The sequence below is a fragment of the Mycolicibacter sinensis genome (assembly GCF_001673565.1).
Lineage (GTDB): Bacteria > Actinomycetota > Actinomycetes > Mycobacteriales > Mycobacteriaceae > Mycobacterium > Mycobacterium sinense_C.
Map to the genome: position 1 here is coordinate 113,124 of NZ_LZMF01000004.1, position 7,111 is coordinate 120,234.

Genomic DNA, 7,111 nt, shown 5'->3' on the forward strand with positions numbered 1-7,111 from the left:
CCCAGAGCCCACAACCCAATTTCGAAGGCAGGAAGACGAAAAGCCATGGCAGAGTTGACAATCTCCTCTGACGACATTCAGGGGGCGATCGAGGAGTACGTGAGCTCCTTCAGCGCCGACACCGCGCGCGAGGAGGTCGGCACCGTCATCGACGCCGGCGACGGCATCGCACACGTCGAGGGCCTGCCTTCGGTGATGACCCAGGAACTCCTGGAGTTCCCCGGCGGGGTGCTGGGCGTGGCCCTGAACCTCGACGAGCACAACGTCGGCGCGGTGATCCTGGGCAACTTCGAGAACATCGAAGAGGGCCAGCAGGTCAAGCGCACCGGTGAGGTGCTTTCGGTGCCGGTCGGCGACGGCTTCCTCGGTCGCGTCGTCAACCCGCTGGGTCAGCCGATCGACGCCCGGGGCGAGATCGAGTCCGAGACCCGGCGTCCGTTGGAGATGCAGGCGCCCTCGGTGGTGCAGCGTCAGAGCGTCAGTGAGCCGCTGCAGACCGGTATCAAGGCCGTCGACGCCATGACCCCGATCGGCCGTGGCCAGCGTCAGCTCATCATCGGTGACCGCAAGACCGGCAAGACCGCCCTGTGCGTGGACACCATCCTCAACCAGCGCCAGAACTGGGAGACCGGCGACGCCAACCAGCAGGTCCGCTGCGTCTACGTCGCGATCGGCCAGAAGGGCACCACCATCGCCAGCGTGCGCCGCGCGCTGGAAGAGGGCGGCGCCATGGACTACACCACGATCGTCGCCGCCCCGGCGTCGGACTCCGCCGGCTTCAAGTGGCTGGCCCCCTACACCGGCTCGGCGATCGCCCAGCACTGGATGTACCAGGGCAAGCACGTGCTGATCGTGTTCGACGACCTGACCAAGCAGGCCGAGGCCTACCGCGCCATCTCGCTGCTGCTGCGCCGCCCGCCGGGCCGTGAGGCCTACCCCGGCGACGTGTTCTACCTGCACTCCCGGCTGCTGGAGCGCTGCGCGAAGCTCTCCGATGAGCTCGGCGGTGGTTCGCTGACCGGCCTGCCGATCATCGAGACCAAGGCCAACGACATCTCGGCCTACATCCCGACCAACGTCATCTCGATCACCGACGGCCAGTGCTTCCTGGAGAGCGACCTGTTCAACCAGGGTGTCCGGCCGGCCATCAACGTCGGTGTGTCGGTGTCCCGCGTCGGTGGCGCCGCGCAGATCAAGGCGATGAAGGAGGTGGCCGGCTCGCTGCGTCTGGACCTGTCGCAGTACCGCGAGCTCGAGGCGTTCGCCGCCTTCGCCTCCGACCTGGATGCCACCAGCAAGGCGCAGCTGGAGCGCGGTGCTCGGCTGGTGGAGCTGCTCAAGCAGCCGCAGTACGCACCGATGCCCGTCGAGGAGCAGGTGGTGTCGATCTTCCTGGGTACCGAGGGCCACCTGGATTCGGTGCCGGTCGAGGACGTGGGCCGCTTCGAAGCCGAGCTGCTGGACCACATCCGGGCCTCCGAGGGCGACATCCTCAGCGGGATCCGCGAGTCCAAGAAGCTCTCCGACGAGGCCAGCGAGAAGCTGGTCGGGGTCATCAACCAGTTCAAGAAGGGCTTCGCCGCCACCGACGGCAGTTCGGTGGTGCCCGACGAACGCGTTGAGGCGCTCGACGAGGACAAGCTCGGCAAGGAAGCGGTGCAGGTCCGCAAGGCCGCGCCGGCGAAGAAGAAGTAACTCCGCTATGGCAGCCACACTTCGGGAACTACGTGGGCGAATCCGCTCGGCCGGGTCGATCAAAAAGATCACCAAGGCCCAGGAGCTGATCGCCACCTCGCGTATCGGCCGGGCGCAGGCCCGGCTCGAAACGGCGCGGCCGTACGCCGACGAGATCACCCGGATGCTCACCACCTTGGCCGCCGAGGCGGCCCTGGACCACCCGTTGCTGGTCGAGCGCGAGGAGCGCACGCGGGCGGGGGTGCTGGTGGTGTCGAGTGACCGCGGTCTGTGTGGCGGCTACAACGCCAACGTCTTCCGTCGGGCCGAGGAGCTGTTCTCGCTGCTGCGCTCGGAGGGCAAGGAGCCGGTGCTCTACGTCGTCGGCCGCAAAGCGCTGGCCTACTACACCTTCCGGCACTGGGCGGTCACCGATTCCTGGACCGGTTTCTCCGAGCAGCCGACCTATGAGAACGCCGCCGAGATCGCCTCGACCCTGGTCGATGCGTTCATGTCCGGCGTCGACGACGACGGCGACCACTCCGGTGCCGACGGGGTGCTCGGTGTCGACGAGCTGCACATCGTGTCCACCGACTTCCGTTCGATGCTGTCGCAGTCGGCTGAGGCGCGTCGGATCGCCCCGATGCTGGTGGAGTACGTCGGCGAGGAGACCGGTCCCCGGACCCTGTACTCCTTCGAGCCGGATGCCACCACGCTGTTCGACTCGCTGCTGCCGCGGTATCTGACCACCCGCGTGTACGCGGCGCTGCTTGACTCGGCGGCCTCGGAGTTGGCGTCTCGTCAGCGCGCCATGAAGTCGGCGACCGACAACGCCGACGACTTGATCAAGGCGTTGACGCTGGAGGCCAACCGCGAACGCCAGGCCCAGATCACCCAGGAAATCAGCGAAATCGTCGGCGGCGCGAACGCCCTCGCCGACGCCCGGTAAGCCCCCGCTAGCACTAGGAAGCGAAGAAGATAATGACTGTTACCGCTGACAAGACAACCGCCGGCCGCGTGGTGCGCGTTACCGGCCCCGTCGTCGACGTCGAGTTTCCCCGGGGCGCGGTGCCCGAGCTGTTCAACGCGCTGCACGCCGACATCGCCTTCGAGGAGCTGGCCAAGACGCTGACCCTCGAGGTCGCCCAGCACCTGGGTGACAATCTGGTGCGCTGCATCTCGATGCAGCCCACCGACGGCCTGGTGCGTGGCACCGAGGTCAGCGACACCGGCAAGGCCATCTCGGTGCCGGTCGGCCACGAGGTCAAGGGCCACGTGTTCAACGCCTTGGGCCACTGCCTGGACAAGCCCGGCTACGGCGAGGACTTCGAGCACTGGGGCATCCACCGCAAGCCGCCGGCCTTCAACGAGCTGGAACCGCGCACCGAGATGCTGGAGACCGGCCTCAAGGTCGTCGACCTGCTCACCCCGTACGTGCGTGGCGGCAAGATCGCCCTGTTCGGCGGTGCCGGCGTGGGCAAGACGGTGCTAATCCAGGAGATGATCAACCGTATCGCCCGCAACTTCGGTGGCACCTCGGTGTTCGCCGGCGTGGGGGAGCGCACCCGCGAGGGCAACGACCTGTGGGTCGAGCTCGAGGACGCCAACGTGCTCAAGGACACCGCGCTGGTGTTCGGCCAGATGGACGAGCCGCCGGGCACTCGTATGCGGGTGGCGCTGTCGGCGCTGACCATGGCCGAGTGGTTCCGCGACGAGGCCGGCCAGGACGTGCTGCTGTTCATCGACAACATCTTCCGGTTCACCCAGGCCGGCTCCGAGGTCTCGACCCTGCTGGGCCGCATGCCCTCGGCGGTGGGTTACCAGCCCACGCTGGCCGACGAGATGGGCGAGCTGCAGGAGCGGATCACCTCGACCCGTGGTCGGTCCATCACTTCGATGCAGGCCGTGTACGTGCCCGCCGACGACTACACCGACCCGGCGCCGGCGACCACGTTCGCCCACTTGGACGCCACCACCGAGCTCAGCCGTGCGGTGTTCTCCAAGGGCATCTTCCCGGCAGTGGACCCGCTGGCCTCCAGCTCGACGATCCTGGACCCGGCCATCGTCGGCGACGAGCACTACCGCGTCGCCCAGGAGGTCATCCGGGTTCTGCAGCGTTACAAGGACCTGCAGGACATCATCGCGATTCTGGGTATCGACGAGCTGTCCGAAGAGGACAAGCAGCTGGTGGGCCGGGCGCGGCGTATCGAGCGGTTCCTGAGCCAGAACATGATGGCGGCCGAGCAGTTCACCGGCCAGCCCGGCTCGACGGTGCCGCTGAAGGAGACCATCGAGGCGTTCGACCGGTTGACCAAGGGCGACTTCGACCACCTGCCCGAGCAGGCGTTCTTCCTGATCGGTGGGCTCGACGACCTGGCCAAGAAGGCCGAGAGCCTGGGCGCCAAGCTGTGATGACCGTCGTCCAGCCGTGGAAGGGGGCCTGTGATGGCCGAGATTGACGTCGACATCGTCGCCGTCGACCGGAAGGTGTGGTCGGGCAAGGCGACGTTCATCTTCACCCGGACCACCGTGGGGGAGATCGGGATTTACCCGCGGCACATTCCGTTGGTCGCCGAGCTCGTCGACGACGCGATGGTGCGGGTGGACCGTGTCGAGGAGGGCGAGCTGCGGCTGGCCGTGCATGGCGGCTTCCTGTCGGTGACCGACGAGGGCGTCAGCATTTTGGCTGAATCCGTCGACTTCGCCGCGGAGATCGACGAGTCGACCGCTCGGCACGAGGCTCAGTCCGGTGACCCCAAGATGGCCGCGCAGGGCAGGGCTAGGCTGCGCGCCCTGGGTGTGATCGACTAGCGGGCATGAGTCGATGAGCACGCCCATGATGTGCATGGTCGTGCTCGTCGCCGTGCTTTTCAGCGCGGTGGTCGCGTTGAGCTACCGGTTGTGGAAGCTGCGCCAGGGCGGCACCGCGGCGATCATGCGCGACATGCCGGCCGTCGGCGGGCACGGTTGGCGTCATGGCGTGATCCGTTATCGCGGCGGCGAGGCCGCCTTCTACCGGCTCTCGAGTGTGCGGCTGTGGCCGGATCGCCGGCTGTCCCGCCGGGGCGTGGATGTGGTGTCGCGGCGCGCTCCCCGCGGCGACGAATTCGACATCATGACCGACGAGCTCGTGGTGCTCGAGCTGTGCGACACCAACCAGGATGGCCGGGCCGCGTTCGAGATCGCGCTGGATCGCGGGGCCCGGACCGCGTTCCTGTCCTGGCTGGAGGCGCGGCCGTCGCCGCGATCCCGCCGCCACAGCTACTGAGGAGTCGAAACCGGCTGGCGCCGGCTACTTTTCGGGACGATCGGTCCGATCGCCACCCGGCTGCCACAGCACATCCCCGTTGGCGTTGGCCACCCGACAGAGCACGAACATCAAGTCCGACAAGCGATTCAGGTATTTCGCCGGCAGCACCGACACGCCGGTCGGATCCGCGTCGACTGCCGCCCACGCCGACCGCTCGGCGCGGCGCACCGCGGTGCGGGCCACGTGCAGCAACGCCGAGAGCGGCGAACCGCCCGGCAGGATGAACGAGTTCAACGCCGGCAGCGGCTCGTTGTATTCGTCGCACCAGGATTCGACGCGGTCGATGTAGTCCTGGGTGATGCGCAGCGGCGGATACTTGGGGTGCTCCACCACCGGAGTGGCCAGGTCGGCACCGGTGTCGAACAGATCGTTCTGGATCTGCAGCAGCGTCGAGCTGACCGCGTCGTCCGGTGTGCCGAGCGCGATCGCCACCCCGATCGCGGCGTTGGCCTCCTCGCAATCGGCGTACGCCACCAGCCGGGGATCGGTCTTGGGCACCCGGGAGAAGTCGCTCAATCCGGTCGTGCCGTCGTCGCCGGTACGCGTGTAGACGCGGGTGATATGCACAGCCATGGCCCAAACCGTACCGGGCGGGTCCACCGGGGTGAGGCGGGTGACGGTCAGCGCCGGGATTCATTCGGGATCGGCGTCGAGTCCTCACTACACTGACGCGGGTGGGTGAGCGTTTCGTGGTTACCGGCGGCAACCGGTTGTCCGGTGAGGTTGCCGTCGGCGGCGCTAAGAACAGCGTCTTGAAGCTGATGGCCGCGGCGTTGCTGGCCGAGGGCACCAGCACCATCACCAACTGCCCGGACATTCTCGACGTGCCGCTGATGGCCGAGGTGCTGCGCGGGCTGGGCGCCAACGTCGAGCTCGACGGCACCACGGTGCGCATCACCTCGCCCGACGAACCCAAGTACGACGCGGACTTCGCCGCGGTGCGTCAGTTCCGGGCCTCGGTATGCGTGCTCGGGCCGCTGGTGGGCCGCTGCCTGCGCGCGAAGGTCGCCTTACCCGGCGGTGACGCGATCGGGTCCCGCCCGCTCGACATGCATCAGGCCGGCCTGCGCCAGCTGGGCGCCACCTGCAATATCGAGCACGGCTGCGTGGTCGCGCACGCCGACGCCCTGCGCGGCGCCGAGATCCAGCTGGAGTTTCCCTCGGTCGGCGCCACCGAGAACATCCTGATGGCAGCGGTGCTGGCCGAGGGCGTCACGACCATCCACAACGCCGCGCGTGAGCCCGACGTCGCTGACCTGTGCACCATGCTCAACCAGATGGGTGCGCAGATCGAAGGCGCGGGCTCACCGACGCTGAAGATCACCGGGGTGCCGCGCCTGCACCCGACCGAACACGAGGTGATCGGCGACCGGATCGTCGCCGCCACCTGGGCGATCGCGGCGGTGATGACCCGCGGCGATATCTCGGTGACCGGTGTCGATCCGGCCCACCTGCAGCTCGTCCTGCACAAGTTGCACGACGCCGGCGCGACCGTGACCCAGTCCGACCACGGCTTCCGGGTGGTGCAGTACGACCGGCCCAAGGCCGTCAACGTCGCCACCCTGCCGTTCCCGGGTTTCCCCACCGATCTGCAGCCGATGGCGATCGGCCTGGCGGCGATCGCCGACGGCACGTCGATGATCACCGAGAACGTCTTCGAAGCCCGGTTCCGGTTTGTCGAGGAGATGATCCGCCTGGGCGCCGACGCCCGCACCGACGGACACCACGCGGTGGTGCGGGGTCTGCCGCAGCTCTCGAGCGCGCCGGTGTGGGCCTCCGACATCCGCGCCGGCGCCGGTCTGGTCCTTGCGGGCCTGGTCGCAGACGGTGACACCGAGGTCCACGACGTCTACCACATCGATCGCGGCTACCCGTTGTTCGTGGAGTACCTGGCCGGTCTCGGGGCCGAAATCGAGCGTGTAAGATAGGTCAGGCCGGCGCCCCGTACGCGGATCGTCGAGCAGTCTGGAAGACCTTCCGGTAGCCCCGAAAAAGTCGGAGTTGACTCAACTCCGGCTAGCGAGTAGAGTGGCGGGGTTGCCTGAAAACCGGGCGTGTTGTTTGAGAACTCAATAGTGTGTTTGGTGGTTTTTGTTTGTTGTTGTTTTGCCACATCCTTGGCGCCCC

7 protein-coding genes are annotated in these 7,111 nt (G+C 67.6%); 6 read left to right on the forward strand and 1 reads right to left on the reverse strand.

What is annotated here, in order from left to right; genetic code table 11:
- The first annotated feature begins 45 nt into the window (after positions 1 to 45).
- From atpA to A5648_RS00595, 5 genes are read left to right on the forward strand one after another with little or no spacing between them, the layout of a single operon-like run.
- Entirely contained in the window at positions 46 to 1,695 is a 1,650-nt protein-coding gene (gene atpA / locus A5648_RS00575; protein ID WP_065022670.1) for a F0F1 ATP synthase subunit alpha, read from the forward strand.
- 7 nt (positions 1,696 to 1,702) lie between these two features.
- A complete protein-coding gene (locus A5648_RS00580) occupies positions 1,703 to 2,623 on the forward strand; it encodes a F0F1 ATP synthase subunit gamma (RefSeq protein WP_065022671.1) in 921 nt (306 codons plus the stop codon).
- Positions 2,624 to 2,655: 32 nt separating this feature from the next.
- Complete coding sequence (gene atpD, locus A5648_RS00585; RefSeq protein ID WP_065022672.1) at positions 2,656 to 4,086, forward strand: F0F1 ATP synthase subunit beta; 1,431 nt, start codon at positions 2,656 to 2,658, stop codon at positions 4,084 to 4,086.
- 33 nt (positions 4,087 to 4,119) lie between these two features.
- Positions 4,120 to 4,485, forward strand: a complete 366-nt coding sequence (locus tag A5648_RS00590) for a F0F1 ATP synthase subunit epsilon (protein WP_065022673.1) — start codon at positions 4,120 to 4,122, stop codon at positions 4,483 to 4,485.
- Positions 4,486 to 4,498: 13 nt separating this feature from the next.
- A complete protein-coding gene (locus A5648_RS00595; RefSeq protein WP_065022674.1) occupies positions 4,499 to 4,942 on the forward strand; it encodes a DUF2550 domain-containing protein in 444 nt (147 codons plus the stop codon).
- Positions 4,943 to 4,966: 24 nt separating this feature from the next.
- On the opposite strand, the gene A5648_RS00600 is transcribed toward A5648_RS00595, so the two are convergent.
- Positions 4,967 to 5,557 (reverse strand): cob(I)yrinic acid a,c-diamide adenosyltransferase, encoded by a 591-nt coding sequence (locus A5648_RS00600; protein ID WP_065022688.1) that lies wholly within the window; start codon positions 5,555 to 5,557, stop codon positions 4,967 to 4,969.
- 101 nt (positions 5,558 to 5,658) lie between these two features.
- Here A5648_RS00600 and murA point away from each other — a divergent pair, with 101 nt between their 5' ends.
- On the forward strand, positions 5,659 to 6,912 hold the full coding sequence (gene murA / locus A5648_RS00605) for a UDP-N-acetylglucosamine 1-carboxyvinyltransferase (protein WP_065022675.1): 1,254 nt from the start codon (positions 5,659 to 5,661) through the stop codon (positions 6,910 to 6,912).
- Positions 6,913 to 7,111: the final 199 nt, after the last annotated feature.

What these genes read in the sequence shown, in the direction of transcription:
- atpA (WP_065022670.1), top strand. Translation starts at nt 46, where the DNA reads ATGGCAGAGTTGACAATCTCCTCTGACGACATTCAGGGGGCGATCGAG.
- A5648_RS00580 (WP_065022671.1), top strand. Translation starts at nt 1,703, where the DNA reads ATGGCAGCCACACTTCGGGAACTACGTGGGCGAATCCGCTCGGCCGGG.
- atpD (WP_065022672.1), top strand. Translation starts at nt 2,656, where the DNA reads ATGACTGTTACCGCTGACAAGACAACCGCCGGCCGCGTGGTGCGCGTT.
- A5648_RS00590 (WP_065022673.1), top strand. Translation starts at nt 4,120, where the DNA reads ATGGCCGAGATTGACGTCGACATCGTCGCCGTCGACCGGAAGGTGTGG.
- A5648_RS00595 (WP_065022674.1), top strand. Translation starts at nt 4,499, where the DNA reads ATGAGCACGCCCATGATGTGCATGGTCGTGCTCGTCGCCGTGCTTTTC.
- A5648_RS00600 (WP_065022688.1), bottom strand. Translation starts at nt 5,557, where the DNA reads ATGGCTGTGCATATCACCCGCGTCTACACGCGTACCGGCGACGACGGC.